Origin of the sequence: Streptomyces sp. WZ-12 (genome assembly GCF_028898845.1) — a bacterium.
Classification (GTDB): domain Bacteria; phylum Actinomycetota; class Actinomycetes; order Streptomycetales; family Streptomycetaceae; genus Streptomyces.
The window spans coordinates 2972060-2986871 of sequence record NZ_CP118574.1 but is presented as its reverse complement, the minus strand read 5'-3'; the positions used below and the strand labels follow the sequence as shown (position 1 = coordinate 2986871).

The following is a 14812-nucleotide window of genomic DNA, read 5'->3' as shown; positions in this document are numbered from 1 at the left end:
CAATCACGAGCAAACCCCCGGAGGGATTCATCTGTTCGGAATGGATGTTCGGACTGCCTCGAATAGCCCAATCACCAGGGAGATGAGCTGTCCGCCAGCCAAGACCCGGAATGACCGTCTACCTGGATCTTGCGCTGTCCGCTGTCAAGGCCAAGGGGTGTTGGCGCGGGCGTCTCGTCGATGAAGTCGGTTTCGGCGGGCCGAGCTGGACGTTGGGCGAGCCAGCCGGAGACTCTTGGTCCGCCATTGACTGCGTTGCCCTCGCAAACAGTTCGGACATGCTCGAAGCCTTGCCCAAGGTAGTAACGCTGCAAGGCGTCGTTCGTCGTCCACGCATCAAGGCGAAGCCACTTCGCATGAGAGCGATAGGCCCGGTCGCCTGCCCAATCGAGAAGCCGTCCGCCCAGATTCTGTCCTGCGTGCGTACGAGCCACGGTGAGCTTGTTGATGAACATCGACGGTTGCCCCAACTCCTCGTGCGACCAAAGCCCCTCCTCTGCGTCAGGAGTCAGGGTGATGGTTGCCGCGGTAACTGCGCCGTCTCGCACCATGAACACGGTCCCCGCCTCGATGGTGACCAACAGGCGATCCGCAGGGTAAGGACGACTCCACTGATCGCTTCCCAACTCGCTCAGCCATGAGGATGCCTCCTCACGAAACGCTATGAGCTGGTCCAGGTCGGAGGGTAGGGCAGGGGTGATGATCACTGGGGTTCGTTCTCGTTTCGGGCGGACAGATCGCCAATGTCGTAGGTCATCCGGTTCAGATCGCCACGGAGAGTGGTGACTGTGCATCGGACAGGGCCGCCGTTGGAATAGCCCGTGCGAGTCCAGAGCAGGACAGGAACGCCGGCTCCGATCTCAAGCAGCCGGGCCTCCTCGGGCGTTGGCATCCGGGTCGCGATTTCGTCGGCGTAGCCAATCTGCTCGATGCCCAGACTTGCCAGGTACTGCGTGGTCCCTTCAGCGATGTCGCCGGGATCGGTCAACCGCGGGGCCTTCTCCACGAGCCAATCCGGGTAGTGAGTGGCCTGCGTTGACCACGGCACGTCATCGACAAACCGGTGACAGAACCGAAGGACGGCCCGAGAGTCTGGACCGACCTTCAGTCGCTGGGCGACGTAGCCGGGCACCGATGTCAGCTCTACCCGGAAGCTTTGGTGCGGCCGCCGACCAGCGTTGGTCACGTCCGTGGAGTATGCATCCCCGTTCTGAGGGAAGGTCAGGTTCTCGAAGCGGGAAGCGTTTAGCTCGAAGACCTCGTGCTTGCGGACCTCGTACCCAAGCCCTTGACTGGACGAGACCAGCCCCTCGCTGACAAGCAGGCTTAGACCTGACCGGACAGTGTTCCGTGACGCCTCGAAGCGAGCGGACAAGTCGCTCTCTGAGGGCAGCCGCGCGCCTGGGCCATATGCGCCGCTCTCGATTTCTCGGCGCAGGGCATCGGCCACCTGTCGGTACTTCGGCTGCTTGCTCATACCTCCATCATGACGCACTCAGTCAACTTGTTGGTACATGTGCAGCCAAAACTCTTGACGTGACCTACCTAACGGGGCACGCTCTACTTGTACCAACAAGCTGAGCAAGCGGGCCAATAGGTTCGATTGCAACCAGGGGGCGGCCACCTACCGCCAAGCAGTCAGCCGCCCCCCAGACCCAAGAAGGGCGTTCCCCATCATGCCTGTTTCTCCTGCCTTCGTGCGCTCGGCCCCTGGTCGTGGCTGCCCGGTGTGCACTGAGCGGCGCTGCGCTGACCCGGCTGAGTGCCTGTGGTTCCTGACCTCCCGCCCGTGGGCGGACTGCGATCGGTGCGTCGGGACCGGCTGGGCCGGTGAGGATGACGTGCTCTCGGTGTTCTGCCGCGGCTGCGACGGCTCCGGCCTTGTGGAGTCCGGCACGGACGAGATCACCGACAACGCCAAGGCGCTCTGCGCGGCCTACTGCGACGCCCTGCGCGCCCGCCTGGCCACCACGCCTCGTCTGGCGGTGGCGGCATGAACAACAAGACCTTCCCCGAGTTCTCGCTGACGTGGGCCGACGCTGACGCCGGCCGGGCCCCGTGCCCTGGATGTGGCTCGCGCCGGTTCCCGTCCTGGACCCGCGTACGGGTCGATGAGGTGGAGGTGCTCACCCACGACGGGGACGTGATCTGCCCCGGTGACCCCACCTTCGGTGCCCTGGCCGGCCCCGAGCTGCTGCCCGTGGTCGAGTCGGTGGAGGTGGCGGCGTAATGGGGCTCTTCAACCGCGGGGACCGCTTCTCAGACCGTGACTGGGTGGAGGAGGACTGGGAGCTGAGGAAGCACAAGGCACACCACAAGCACGACTGCGGACGCCTCGGCCCCAAGAAGAGCGACGGCAAGGGCGCCTCCGGACCATCCTGCGATACGGCTAACGACCACCGTCGGGGGCGGCGCTCGTGACCCACCTGCCTGTTACCCCGGCCGCTGTCGCTGGTGCGGCGGCGGCCGTGGGTACCGACCCCGTGACCCTCGCGGACATGCTGCGGGTCGCCAACTCGCCCGGCTTCGACCGCTGGCAGGACCAGGTCCGCCGTACCGGCGGTTGCTCCAACCCCATCCACCTGATGGGCCAGACGGTCACCCGTGATGCCCGGACCGGGGATGTTCTCTACTCCTACTCGACCGACGGTGAGCCGGGCGGGCGCTTGCGGGTGGCCTGCGGCAACCGCCGCGCCTCGCGCTGCCCCTCTTGCGCCTGGACGTACGCCGGGGACGTGTATCACCTGATGCGTGCGGGGATCAGCGGCGATCCCAACAAGGGCACCCCGCGCACGGTCCGGGATCACCCCCGGGTCTTCGCGACCTTAACCGCGCCCTCGTTCGGCCCGGTCCACAACCGCCCCGACGGCGGCCGGTGTCGCTGCGGCACCCAACACCCCGAGGGCGACCCCGTGTTGGGCACGGCGCTTGATCCGGCTCGCTACGACTACGCCGGCGCGGTGCTGTGGAACAACCATGCCGGGGACCTGTGGCGGCGCTTCACCATCTACCTGCGCCGGGAGATCGCCGCCCGCGCCGGGGTAACGCAAGCGGCGTTGAAGGAAGAGTGTCGGGTCTCCTTCGGCAAGGTCGCAGAGTTCCAAAAGCGCGGCGCCGTCCACTTCCACGCGGTTGTACGCCTGGACGGTCCCGACGGCCCGGAGACGGACCCGCCCGCGTGGGCCAGCGTGGCCCTGCTCGATGACGCGATCCGGGCCGCCGCTGAACGCGTCAGCGTCCCCGTGCCGGCCTCCGGCGACTTTCCCGCCCGAACCCTGCGCTGGGGAGGGCAAGTTGATGTCCAGCCCATCGGTGGACTCGCGCACGTGGAGCTGACGGAAGCGGCGGTTGCCTCGTACGTGGCCAAGTACGCCACCAAGGCCGCCGAGACGACCGGGACCGTCGATCACCGGCTCGGGGAGCTCTCGGAGCTGGATGCACTCGCGGACCTGCCCGGCCACACCCGGCGTCTGATCGAAGCTTGCTACCGCCTGGACGACGCTTACCCGGACCGCAAGTTGTGGCAGTGGGCCCACATGCTCGGCTTCCGCGGCCACTTCTCCACCAAATCCCCGCGCTTCTCCACCACCCTCGGCGCCCTGCGCCAGGTCCGCGCCGACTACCGCGCCCGCCAAGAACGCAGGGAACGCGGCTTCTCGGAAGACCTCAACGACACGGAGGGCTCCACGATGGTCCTCGCCCACTGGACCTACGCCGGCCAGGGCCACACCCCCGGCGAGACCTGGCTCGCCGCTTCGATCGCCCGAGACATCCGCCTCGACCGCGAAACCGCGCGCCAAGTGCTCGCTGACCTGCCCGACCCGGACGACTGGGAGGTGTGCGCATGAAGCGGCCACTGCCTGACCGCTATCTGACCCCGGTTGACCTGGCGGACCTCCTCGGCGTTCCCGTCGAGACCGTCTACCAGTGGCGCCGCAAGCACACCGGACCGCGTGGCTTCCGCGTCGGTCGTCACCTGCGCTTCGACCCGGAAGACGTCCGCGTCTGGGTCGAGTCCCAGATGGAAGGGGCCGCCTGATGGCCGGACACATCCAAGACCGCTGGTACAAGGTGACCGAGGGCTCGGACGGCAAACCTGTCAAGGTCAAGACTGACCGCCACGGCACGGGCCTGCGCTACCGCGCCCGCTACGTCGCCCCGGACGGCTCCGAGAAGTCTAAGAGCTTCCCCGACAAGCAAAAGCGGAAGGCTGAGGCTTGGCTCAACAACGTTGAGGCCGACATGTCGCGCGGCGACTACATCGATCCCAACGCTGGGAAGCTGACGTTCGCTCAGTACGTCGCGACGTGGTTGACGACGCAGACCACCGACCCGGCGACCCGTGAATCAGTGGAGAGCCGTCTGCGTCTCCACGCGACGCCGCATCTCGGCACTCGGCCCATGGCGTCGTTCCAGCCTTCCCACATTCGCCTCTGGATGCGGGCGATGGAGGACGCGGGCCTGTCAGCCGCGTACCGGCGGGGGATCTTCGCGCACGTGTCTACGGTCTTCACTGCTGCGGCCGAGGACCGGGTTATTCGAGAGAATCCGTGCCGCGCTCGGTCCGTAAAGGCTCCGCGCCTCGATCCTCGCAAGGTCAAGCCGTGGACGTATGAGCGGGTCAGCCAAGTTCGGGACGAGTTGCCCGACCGGTACGCCGAGATGGTCGAACCGGCGGCCGGGTGTGGGCTACGTCAAGGCGAAGTCTTCGGCTTGGCGGTGGAAGACGTTGACTTCCTCGGTGGAGTGCTCCACGTCCAGCGCCAGGTCAAGCTACTGCGTGGGCGTCCCGTCTACGCCCCTCCTAAGGGCGGCAAGGTGCGAGACGTGCCGCTCCCTGAATCCGTCGGCTTCGCCCTTGCGGCGCACATCACCAGGTACCCGCCGCAGGAGGTCACTCTGCCGTGGAAGACGCTCGACGGAGCACCGGTCACGGCAACGCTGATCTTCTACAGCCCCGAGAGCCTGGCGTTGAACCGGAACCGCTTCAACGATCGTGTGTGGCGTCCGGCTCTGCGGGCTGCTGGCGTGCCGACCGGTCGGGATAACGGCATGCACGCGCTTCGGCACTTCTATGCCTCGGTCCTCCTGGACGCCGGCGAGAGCATCAGGGCTCTGAGTGAGTACCTGGGCCATCACGACCCCGGGTTCACGTTGCGGACCTACACCCATCTGATGCCGGCGAGTGAGACGCGTACCCGGGCCGCGGTCGATCGTGTCTTCGGGAAGAGCGGGGCAACGGATGACGGCCCCGAGACGGCCCAGGAAGCTGGATAGGGCCTTGACCTGCGGCTTTCTTAGAAGCCGAACTCCTGGGTCCACCACGGCCCGCCCGGGCCGAAGTGGGCGCCGACCCCGAGGGTCGTGTACTCGCAGTTGAGGATGTTGGCCCGGTGCTCGGGGCTGCTCATCCAGATGTCCATCACCGACCGTGCGTCGGCCTGGCCCCGGGCGATGTTCTCCCCGCCCACGTCCGCTATGCCCTGCGCGCGGGCCCGGTCCCAGGGCGTGTGGCCGTCCGGATCGGTGTGCCCGAAGAAGCCGCGCCGCGCCATGTCGTCGCTGAACCGCTGGGCCAGACCGGCCAGTTGGTCGCTGGCGGTCACCGGCGAGCAGCCCGCCCGGACCCGCTCCTGATTGACCAGCCGGACCACCTCGGCCTCGGCCGCGGACTCGGTGCTCCCGGTGGCGGACGGGCGGACGCTCGGCGACGCGGATGGCCGGGGCGCCGCGGTGGTCGGCCCGTTGGTGGGCCGCGCGGTCCGCTGGTCGTTGTCCTCCGGGGCGGGGGTGGCGGCACCCCGGGACGCGGAGGAGGACGCGGACGGGGTGGCGCTGGGGGACGCGGGGGAGGGGGCCGGAGTGGCCCGCCCGGCACCCCGGGGCGCGGTCTCCGCGCCGCCGCTGCCCCGGCCCGTCGAGGCCGGGAGGCCGGCCGCCGGTGCGGCGGCGCTCTGTTGCGGCTCGGCGTCCGACGGCGCATCGGCACGGATCCGGTCGGGGCGACCGCCGCTCACCTCGAACCGCCCGCCGCCGGGCACCAGTCCGGACGTCACCGCCACCGCGCCCATCGCCACGGCCGCGGAGGCGCCGAGCAGCCCGGTGCGCACCGGCGTGCTCCGGCGGGGCGCCGCCCGGTGCCCGCGCCGCCCCGCCGGCGCGTCCGCCGACCCGTCAACGGGCCCTGTACGAACGGCTTCTAAAGCGTGGGGAGCAGAGCGTCGATGGCGACCCATCCGCAGAGGTTCCTTCCGTCCCGCGCCAAAACAACTCACTCGAAAGAGTGGGCCCTCGCTGTCGGGGGACTGTACGCCATGACACAAGGGGCGGATGTGCTTGCTGAGCAATTGGCCGGTTAACGTGCACACATGAACGAGCAGGTGCGCATGACCGCATGGGTACGCGGACGGGTCCAAGAGGTCGGGTTCCGTTGGTTCACCCGGGCGAACGCCCTGCGCATCGGCGGACTCATCGGCTTCGCGGTCAACCTCGGCGACGGCCGCGTCCAGGTCGTCGCGGAGGGGACGAAGGACCGCTGCGAGCAGTTGCTGGAGTGGCTCCGCACCGGGGACACGCCCGGGACGGTCGCCGGCGTCACTGAGATTTGGGCCACGCCGCGGGGCGGTTACGACGGCTTCGAGATCCGCTGACGGGCCCGCGCTGGCCCGCCCTCCCGGCCTCGTCCGGCACGCCCGCCGGCGCGCCTCCGTGCGCTGCTTACGGGAGATAAGCGCTGGTGGTTGCCAACTCGGCCGACCCGTGGAAGGCTGCCGCTGTACGGATGATCTCCACGCCCCGCGGGACCTTTCTGGCGAGTGGCGCGCCCTGTCACGGTGGCTGCGCACTCACGGGTGCCCGAGGATACGGGGCGTGATCGTGTTGACCCTCCATCCGTTTGGTGAGACTCTGGAATCCCCGCGCACCTTAGCTGTTTGGCATTGAGTACACCTGGAGAATGACAAGCACCGCGGGTGCGAATCCCTCACGACCCACACCGCTTCGGTCGGTCACTCATTGTGGAGGACCATCCATCATGGCAAAGGCGCTTCTCGGTTACGTCGGCGGCTCCGACCCCCGAGTCCTCGCCGAGATGCGACGGCTTCAGCAGCGCGTCCAGGACCTCGAATCCGAACTCATTCGGATGCAGGCCGAGAATGACATGCTCTCCGCTGCCGCGCGTCGCGACGACTCGGTGCTCGACATCGACGTACCCCAGGCGGAGCCCGCGCTCACCTGACCCCAGACCGGGGCCGGACGGGCTGCACGCCAGCCGCTTGAGGCACCGCTCTTCTCAAGATCTGCAAGGGACGCTTCGGCGTCCCTTCGTCATTTCCCCCGTCGTTCCGCCCCTTGAGCAATTCCGCCTTGGTCGGGCTTTTCCCCCTCCGGGCCGTCCGGGCGTCTCGTGCCCCTTCGGTCACTTCCGTCGCGCGGTGTTTCCCCAGCCCCTCGGTGTCGTCCTTACCGCATGATGTGCCCCTCCCTTTACCCGGTGAAACCGATGTGTTCTCCGGTCCGGGAAACCGGGAGTGAACGGCGGCGGATACCCCGGGGCCGTACGGTCGTCGGAATGTTGCGGAGGGGGCGCGCGGGGCGGCCGGTATCGTACAAAGACGTGCATCTCAAGAGTCTGACCCTGCGAGGCTTCAAGTCCTTCGCCTCCGCCACGACGTTGCGGTTCGAACCGGGCATCACCTGCGTCGTGGGCCCCAACGGTTCCGGCAAGTCCAATGTCGTGGACGCGTTGTCGTGGGTGATGGGGGAGCAGGGGGCCAAATCGCTGCGCGGCGGGAAGATGGAGGACGTCATCTTCGCCGGGACGACCGGGCGGCCGCCGCTCGGCCGCGCCGAGGTGTCGCTGACGATCGACAACTCCGACGGCGCGCTGCCCATCGAATACGCCGAAGTCACCCTGACCCGGACCATGTTCCGCAACGGCGGCAGCGAGTACCAGATCAATGGCGACACCTGCAGGTTGCTGGATATCCAGGAACTCCTCTCGGATTCCGGTATCGGCCGCGAGATGCATGTGATCGTGGGCCAGGGGCAGCTCGACTCCGTGCTGCACGCCGATCCGATGGGCCGCCGGGCGTTCATCGAGGAGGCCGCCGGCGTGCTCAAGCACCGCAAGCGCAAGGAGAAGGCGCTGCGGAAGCTGGACGCGATGAAGGCCAACCTCGCCCGGGTGCAGGACCTCACCGACGAGCTGCGGCGGCAACTCAAGCCGCTGGGGCGGCAGGCCGCGGTCGCCCGGCGGGCCGCCGTCATCCAGGCCGATCTGCGCGACGCCCGGCTGCGGCTGCTCGCCGACGACCTCGTCACGCTGCGCCGGGCGCTGGCCGCCGAGATCGCGGACGAGGCGGCGCTGAAGGAGCGTAAGGAGGCCGCGGAGGCGCAGCTTCGGACGGCGCAGCAGCGCGAGGCGGCGTTGGAGGCCGAGGTCCGGGCGTTGGCGCCGCGGGTGCAGCGGGCGCAGCAGACCTGGTACGAGCTGTCCCAGCTCGCCGAGCGGGTGCGCGGCACGGTGTCGCTGGCCGAGGCCCGGGTGCGTAGCGCGGCGGCGGCTCCGCCGGAGGAGCGGCGCGGTCGGGACCCCGAGGAGTTGGAGCGGGAGGCCGCGCGGATCCGCGAGCAGGAGGCGGAGTTGACGGCCGGCTTGGAGGCGGCGAGCCGGGCGCTTGAGGACACCGTCGAGCACCGGGCCGCGCTGGAGCGGCAGTTGGCCGAGGAGGAACGGCGCCTGCGGGACGCCGCCCGGGCATTGGCCGACCGGCGCGAGGGGCTGGCCCGACTCAGCGGTCAGGTGACCGCCGCCCGGGGTCGGGCCGCCTCGGCGCGGGCCGAGATCGAGCGGCTGGCCGAGGCCCGGGACGCCGCCCACTCCCGGGCGGTCGCGGCGCAGGAGGAGTACGAGCAGCGCCGGGCCGAGGTCGACGGGCTGGACGCGGACGACGAGGAGCTCGCCGGCCGGTATGAGGCGGCGCGACGGGAGTCGGCCGAGGCGGAGGCCGCGCTGAGCGCGGCCCGGGAGGCGCTGACCGCGGCCGAGCGGGGGCGCGCCGCGACCGCCGCCCGGCACGACGCGCTCGCCCTCGGGCTGCGCCGCAAGGACGGCACCGGCGTGCTGCTGGCCGCCGCGGACCGGATCGGCGGGCTGCTTGGGCCGGCGGCCGAACTGCTCACCGTCACGCCCGGGTTCGAGGTCCCGGTGGCGGCCGCGCTGGGCGCCGCGGCGGACGCGGTCGCGGTCACCGACCCGGCCGCGGCCGCGGCGGCGCTGCGGCTGCTGCGCTCGGAGGACGCGGGGCGGGCGGCGCTGGTGCTGGCCGGGAGCCGGCCGGCGCGGGTGCCGGCGCCGGCTCGGGCGCGCGAGGAAGTGGAGGCCGTGGCGGCGGTGGAGGCCGTCGAGCGGGCCGGTGGTGGCGAGACGTCCGGCGGGGCCGGCGGGGGCGGTGTCGCACCGGCGCCGGGGGTGGGCGGCGGGCCGGTGTCCGCGCAGGAACTGGTCAGCGGGCCGCGGGAGTTGACCGCCTCGGTGGCCCGGCTGCTGCGGGACGTGGTGGTGGTCGGGACGTTGGCCCAGGCCGAGGAGGTGGTGGCGGCGCGGCCGGAGCTGATCGCCGTCACCGCGGAGGGCGATCTGCTGGGGGCGCACTTCGCGCAGGGCGGTTCGGCGGGGGCGCCGAGCCTGCTGGAGGTCCAGGCGTCGGTCGACGAGGCGGCCGCGGAACTCACCGAGCTGGCGGCCCGCTGTGACGAACTGGCCGAGGCGCTGCGGGCGGCGGAGCGGCGACGGGCCGAATGCGCCGCGCTGGTCGAGGAGTTGGACGCCCGGCGGCGCGCGGCCGACCGGGAGAAGTCGAAGGTCGCCGGGGATCTGGGGCGGCTGGCCGGGCAGGCGCGGGCCGCCGCGGGGGAGGCGGAACGGTCCGCCGCGGCCGCCGCCCGGGCCGAGGAGGCGCTGGCGCGGGCCATGGCGGAGGCGGAGGAGCTGGCCGCCCGGCTCGCCGCGGCCGAGGAGGCCCCGGGCGCGGCCGACGAGGAGCCGGACACCTCGGTGCGCGACCGGTTGGCCGCGGACGGGGCCAACGCCCGGCAGACCGAGATGGAGGCCCGGCTCCAGGCGCGTACGCACGAGGAGCGGGTCAAGGCGCTCGCCGGGCGGGCGGACGGGCTGGACCGGGCGGCGCGGGCGGAGCGCGAGGCGCGGGCGCGGGCCGAGCGGCGGCGCGCCCGGCTGCGTCATGAGGCGGCGGTGGCCGGGGCGGTGGCCTCGGGCGCGGGTCAACTGCTGGCGCACATCGAGGTGTCGGTGGTCCGGGCCGAGGAGGAGCGGGCCGCCGCGGAACGGGCCAAGGACGAGCGGGAGCGGGCGCTGGCGGGCGCGCGTGAGCAGGGCCGTGGGCTGGCGACCGAGTTGGACAAGCTGACCGACTCGGTGCACCGCGGCGAGGTGTTGGGCGCGGAGAAGCGGCTGCGGATCGAGCAGTTGGAGGGCCGGGCGCTGGAGGAGTTGGGGGTGGAACCGGCCGCGCTGGTGGCGGAGTACGGGCCCGACCAGCCGGTCCCGCCGTCCCCGCCGGCCGAGGGCGAGACGCTGCCCGAGGACCCCGCGCACCCGCGGAACCTGCCGGTGCCGTATGTGCGGGCCGAACAGGAGAAGCGGCTGCGGGCCGCCGAGCGGGCGTACCAGCAGCTCGGGAAGGTGAACCCGCTGGCGCTGGAGGAGTTCGCGGCGCTGGAGGAGCGGCACCGGTTCCTCAGCGAGCAGCTCGAAGACGTGAAGAAGACCCGGGCCGATCTGCTGCGGGTGGTCAAGGAGGTCGACGAGCGGGTCGAGCAGGTCTTCACCGAGGCGTTCCGCGACACCGCCCGGGAGTTCGAGGGCGTCTTCGCGCGCCTCTTCCCGGGCGGCGAGGGGCGGTTGGTGCTGACGAACCCGGACGACATGCTGGCGACCGGGGTGGACGTGGAGGCGCGTCCGCCGGGGAAGAAGGTCAAGCGGCTCTCGCTGCTGTCGGGCGGGGAGCGTTCGCTGACCGCGGTCGCGCTGCTGGTGTCGATCTTCAAGGCGCGGCCCAGCCCGTTCTACGTGATGGACGAGGTCGAGGCGGCGTTGGACGACACCAATCTCCAGCGGCTGATCCGGATCATGGAGGAGCTCCAGGAGAGTTCCCAGTTGATCGTGATCACGCACCAGAAGCGGACGATGGAGGTCGCCGACGCGCTCTACGGCGTCTCGATGCAGGGCGACGGCGTCTCGAAGGTGATCAGCCAGCGGCTGCGCTGAGCCCGTCGGGCGGGGCCGGTGGCAGGCCCCAACGGGCCTTCTCCGCCGGCCCGTCTTCGCCTTCTCAAGATCAATTCAGAACTTGAATGGAGGTTGCGCTGGGCGGGTGAGGAAGACGTCAGGTTTCGGGTATTGACTTCGAAACTTAAAGGCATAGTCTCTGCAACGTTGCTTTTACCTTCAAGTGGTGGGTACCCCCAACGTGTGCACCACTTGTAGGGCCAGCCCCCTACGCCCGGCAGCGCAGCCGGGCCACTGGAGTTCACGTTGACCAGCACCGCGCAGCCGACGGTCCCGGAAGGCCGCAAGGCCCAGCCGGACCACCTCGGCCATGTCATCTTCATCACCGCGGCTGCCGCGATGGGCGGCTTTCTCTTCGGCTACGACAGCTCCGTCATCAACGGCGCCGTCGAGGCGATCCGCAGCCGCTACGACGTCGGGTCCGCCGTCCTCGCGCAGGTGATCGCCATCGCCCTGATCGGCTGCGCGATCGGCGCCGCCACCGCCGGCCGGATCGCCGACCGGATCGGCCGGATCCGGGTCATGCAGATCGCCTCGGTGCTGTTCACCATCAGTGCCATCGGCTCGGCGCTGCCGTTCGCCCTGTGGGACCTGGCGATGTGGCGCGTCCTGGGCGGCATCGCGATCGGCATGGCCTCGGTCATCGGCCCGGCCTACATCGCCGAGGTCTCGCCGCCCGCCTACCGCGGCCGGCTCGGCTCCTTCCAGCAGGCCGCGATCGTCGTCGGCATCGCCGTCTCCCAGCTCGTGAACTGGGGCATCCTCAACCTCGCCCACGGCCAGCAGCGCGGCACCATCGCCGGCCTGGAAGCCTGGCAGTGGATGCTCGGCGTGATGGTCATCCCGGCCGTCCTCTACGGCCTGCTCTCCTTCGCGATCCCCGAGTCGCCGCGCTTCCTGATCTCCGTCGGCAAGGCCGATCGTGCCAAGGAGGTGCTCGCCGAGGTCGAGGGGCACACCGTGGACCTCGACGCCCGGATCGTCGAGATCCAGGACGCGATGCGCAGCGAGCACAAGTCGACCTTCAAGGACCTGCTCGGCGGCAAGGGCGGCTTCCTGCCGATCGTGTGGGTCGGCATCGGACTCTCCGTCTTCCAGCAGCTCGTCGGCATCAACGTCGCCTTCTACTACTCCTCGACGCTGTGGCAGTCGGTCGGCATCAACCCGGAGAGCTCGTTCTTCTACAGCTTCACCACCTCGATCATCAACATCATCGGTACCGTGATCGCGATGATCTTCGTCGACCGGATCGGTCGTCGCCCGCTGGCGCTGATCGGCTCCGCCGGTATGGCCATCGCGCTGGCCCTGGAAGCCTGGGCCTTCTCCGCCAAGACCGCGGCCGGCACCCTGCCGGCGACCGAGGGCACCGTGGCGCTGATCGCCGCGCACGGCTTCGTCCTCTTCTTCGCGCTCTCCTGGGGCGTCGTGGTCTGGGTCTTCCTCGGCGAGATGTTCCCGAACAAGATCCGTGCCGCCGCGCTGGGCGTCGCCGCCTCCGCGCAGTGGATCGCCAACTGGGCGATCACGGCCAGCTTCCCCAGCCTCTCCGACTGGAACCTGTCCGGCACCTACGTGATCTACGCGGTCTTCGCCCTGCTCTCGATCCCCTTCGTGCTCAAGTTCGTGAAGGAGACCAAGGGCAAGGCGTTGGAGGAGATGGGCTAACCCCCCGCCAGCCCTCTCCTCAGTTCTCGCCGCTGCCCCGACTCACCCGAGTCGGGGCAGCGGTGGTTTCCGCGCCGGTCACGCCGAGCCCACCTGCGCCAGGAGCCGGCTGTCGGCGGGTATCTCCACCCAGCGGCGGGGCGGACCGATCACGGGCCGCGGGGTCGTCACGCGCAGACCGGCCGCCGCGGAGGCGTAGGCCAGCGCGCTCGCGTCGTACAGGTCGTCCGGCAGGGAGCGGCTCCAGAAGCGGTGGGTCCAGTGGCCCTCGGGCGCCCTGTCGAGCGGCGGGAGGCCGAGCTCCTCGGACAGCTCGACGCGGCCGTCGCGGGCGAGCGTGCCGAACGTGCCGCCCTGGGGGCTGACGTAGAGGCCGTACGCGGTGGCGCCCGGGGAGAGCGCGGCCAGCAGCGGGTCGGTGCCCAGCACGTACGACGCCGGCTGGAGCAGGACGCAGCCGCCGGGCACGCCCGTCACGCCCACCGCGCGGTGGGCGCCGGCGCCGTACGGATCGAGGCTCCAGGAGTCCGGGGCGGGCGGATTCGCCCCGGGGGCCGGCGCCCACGCGGGGCCGTCGGCCCAGGCGCTGCCGAGCCGACGGACCGTCTCCGCCTCGTCGACGCCGGCCACGAACGCCACCGAGCTGCCCTCGGCGCGCACCCCGCGGAAGACCGCCGCCCGCTCGTCCGCGTCCCGCACGGCGGCGCGCTCCTGCGGCGACAGCGGCACCGCGCCCGGGAGGCCGGCGAACAGCGGGGCCAGCGCGGTGGTCAGCGCCAGCCGACCGGGGGAGCGGCCGCCGAGCTGCGGGCGCCAGGCGTCCGCGCCGGCCCGCAGCAGCACCTCGGCCGCCGCCGCGGCGCCATGGCAGACGGCGCCCCACAGTGGGGTGCATCCCTGGTCGTCCGGGGCATCCACCGCGGCGCCGTGCTCCAGGAGCGCGGCGACGACCTCGGGGGAGCCGTGGGCGGCGGCCAGATGCAGCGGGGTCTCCGGGGAGCCGGGGGCCAGGGCGGTCGGGTCGGCACCGTGCTCCAGGCGGGCCAGCACCGCGACGGGGTCCCGCCACTGGGACGGGGACAGGAACTCCCAGTCGCCGCGCGCCGGTTCGGGCGCGGGCGGTGTCCACGGCTCCGGCTCGGTCGGCCGGGCCATGATCGCGGCCGGGCCCGTGGCGAGCGTGCGGAACCCCCGCGATTCCGCACGCTCCGCCGGCGGCGCGGCGTCCGGCCAGACCTCCCGCACCCCGCCGGCCGCCGCCCGCAGCGGCCCGGCGTCGACGACCGTGACCGTCTCGGGCACCTGCTGGTCCGGCCACTCGACCACCAACTGGGTGGCGCCGGCCGGCGGCAACTGCGAGAGGTGCAGCTCCAGTTGGTAGTGGAAGGCGCCGCCGGAGCCGCCGCTCATCCGCAGGGTCGGGCCGCGCCGCTCGACCGGCGGCCAGGGCGCGCCGTCGAGGGTGGTGACCTTCCGCCCGTCGGCCAGCAGCAGGCCGCAGCGCAGCGCCCCGTCGCCCGGGTGGCCGTGCGGCGCGGGCGGGCGGCCGGGACGGAGCCGCCGCAGGAAGACCGACAGCCGCATCGTCACCGACCCCGGCCACACCTCCCACCCGGTGAGCAGGATCCGCACGTCGGGGCCTGCGCCGGCCTCGGCGACCTGGGGGAGCTGCGCCGGGACGAACCAGTGGGCGGGGGCGAACTCCTCGTCGTCACCGGGCGCGTACGGGCCCAACTCCAGGGTGTCCTGCGGGGGTTCGGAGGGTGGGGCGGACGCGGGCAGACCGTCGAAGAAGCTCATGCACCGATCGTGACACCCGGCACTGACAATCGACCG

Annotated in this window: 14 protein-coding genes; 10 read left to right on the top strand and 4 right to left on the bottom strand. The window is 71.1% G+C overall.

The window, feature by feature from the left end:
* Positions 1-71: 71 nt before the first annotated feature.
* Together PV796_RS12420 and PV796_RS12415 are read right to left on the bottom strand one after the other, a co-directional pair.
* Positions 72-707 carry a GNAT family N-acetyltransferase gene (locus tag PV796_RS12420; RefSeq protein WP_274913032.1) on the bottom strand — a complete coding sequence of 212 codons (636 nt, stop codon included), beginning with the start codon at positions 705-707 and terminating at the stop codon, positions 72-74.
* Positions 704-1477, bottom strand: coding sequence for a GntR family transcriptional regulator (locus tag PV796_RS12415; protein ID WP_274913031.1), 774 nt, complete (start codon positions 1475-1477; stop codon positions 704-706). The genes PV796_RS12420 and PV796_RS12415 overlap by 4 nt, the downstream gene beginning before the upstream one ends.
* Before the next feature lie 364 nt (positions 1478-1841).
* Between PV796_RS12415 and PV796_RS12410 the strand changes: the two genes are divergently transcribed.
* From PV796_RS12410 to PV796_RS12385, 6 genes are read left to right on the top strand one after another with little or no spacing between them, the layout of a single operon-like run.
* Complete coding sequence (locus PV796_RS12410; protein ID WP_274913029.1) at positions 1842-1997, top strand: hypothetical protein; 156 nt, start codon at positions 1842-1844, stop codon at positions 1995-1997.
* Positions 1994-2230, top strand: a complete 237-nt coding sequence (locus tag PV796_RS12405) for a hypothetical protein (protein ID WP_274913028.1) — start codon at positions 1994-1996, stop codon at positions 2228-2230. Before PV796_RS12410 ends, PV796_RS12405 begins: the two co-directional genes overlap by 4 nt.
* Positions 2230-2421, top strand: coding sequence for a hypothetical protein (locus tag PV796_RS12400; protein WP_274913027.1), 192 nt, complete (start codon positions 2230-2232; stop codon positions 2419-2421). The genes PV796_RS12405 and PV796_RS12400 overlap by 1 nt, the downstream gene beginning before the upstream one ends.
* A gap of 47 nt (positions 2422-2468) precedes the next feature.
* Complete coding sequence (gene repSA / locus PV796_RS12395) at positions 2469-3848, top strand: replication initiator protein RepSA (protein ID WP_274913026.1); 1380 nt, start codon at positions 2469-2471, stop codon at positions 3846-3848.
* Positions 3845-4039, top strand: coding sequence for a helix-turn-helix domain-containing protein (locus tag PV796_RS12390; protein WP_274913025.1), 195 nt, complete (start codon positions 3845-3847; stop codon positions 4037-4039). The genes repSA and PV796_RS12390 overlap by 4 nt, the downstream gene beginning before the upstream one ends.
* The gene (locus PV796_RS12385; protein WP_274913024.1) at positions 4039-5277 is read left to right on the top strand and encodes a tyrosine-type recombinase/integrase; all 1239 of its coding nucleotides are present in this window, start codon (positions 4039-4041) and stop codon (positions 5275-5277) included. Before PV796_RS12390 ends, PV796_RS12385 begins: the two co-directional genes overlap by 1 nt.
* A gap of 20 nt (positions 5278-5297) precedes the next feature.
* Here PV796_RS12385 and PV796_RS12380 read toward each other — a convergent pair whose 3' ends face one another.
* Positions 5298-6236, bottom strand: a complete 939-nt coding sequence (locus PV796_RS12380) for a CAP domain-containing protein (protein WP_446750589.1) — start codon at positions 6234-6236, stop codon at positions 5298-5300.
* Between the two features lie 132 nt (positions 6237-6368).
* Here PV796_RS12380 and PV796_RS12375 point away from each other — a divergent pair, with 132 nt between their 5' ends.
* From PV796_RS12375 to PV796_RS12360, 4 genes are all read left to right on the top strand, one after another.
* Positions 6369-6650, top strand: coding sequence for an acylphosphatase (locus PV796_RS12375; RefSeq protein WP_274913022.1), 282 nt, complete (start codon positions 6369-6371; stop codon positions 6648-6650).
* 383 nt (positions 6651-7033) lie between these two features.
* Complete coding sequence (locus tag PV796_RS12370) at positions 7034-7237, top strand: hypothetical protein (protein WP_039632428.1); 204 nt, start codon at positions 7034-7036, stop codon at positions 7235-7237.
* A gap of 378 nt (positions 7238-7615) precedes the next feature.
* Positions 7616-11290 carry a chromosome segregation SMC family protein gene (locus PV796_RS12365; protein ID WP_274913021.1) on the top strand — a complete coding sequence of 1225 codons (3675 nt, stop codon included), beginning with the start codon at positions 7616-7618 and terminating at the stop codon, positions 11288-11290.
* A 267-nt stretch (positions 11291-11557) separates the two neighbouring features.
* The gene (locus tag PV796_RS12360; RefSeq protein ID WP_274913020.1) at positions 11558-12976 is read left to right on the top strand and encodes a sugar porter family MFS transporter; all 1419 of its coding nucleotides are present in this window, start codon (positions 11558-11560) and stop codon (positions 12974-12976) included.
* Positions 12977-13054: 78 nt separating this feature from the next.
* Here the strand turns inward: PV796_RS12360 and PV796_RS12355 are convergent, their stop codons facing one another.
* Positions 13055-14776, bottom strand: a complete 1722-nt coding sequence (locus PV796_RS12355) for an ankyrin repeat domain-containing protein (protein WP_274913018.1) — start codon at positions 14774-14776, stop codon at positions 13055-13057.
* Positions 14777-14812: the final 36 nt, after the last annotated feature.